We start from the raw sequence: 258 nt of genomic DNA, 5'->3' as shown, positions 1-258 counted from the left end.
GACGCATATAGTTGTGGAAAGTTATACAAATCAAACGGTTGAAAATATTCTTCCTCATCAGGAAGACCACCTATTTTCGGCTGCCCTGCTATACGAACTAAATTCGCTAAAAAGCTTCCGTTCATAAGAGATAGTAGATATTTATATGGCTCCGGAAATCCAGTTTCCATCCCATCTTCAAATACTTGAATCTCTTCTTTACTAAGTGGCGGATTCACCCCGTTCATCCAATTAACTTTATCTATATTTCCAAATACC

At 37.6% G+C, this 258-nt stretch carries 1 protein-coding gene; it reads right to left on the bottom strand.

Features of this window, described 5'->3' with window-relative positions; genetic code table 11:
- On the bottom strand, nt 1–258 hold a 258-nt coding region (locus R0J92_RS24405), incomplete at both ends, for a hypothetical protein (protein ID WP_411053586.1).

The organism is Tritonibacter sp. SIMBA_163, from assembly GCF_046535935.1.
Lineage (GTDB): Bacteria > Pseudomonadota > Alphaproteobacteria > Rhodobacterales > Rhodobacteraceae > Epibacterium > Epibacterium scottomollicae.
The sequence above is the reverse complement of the archived record's forward strand: the minus strand, read 5'-3'. Positions and strand labels throughout refer to the sequence as shown.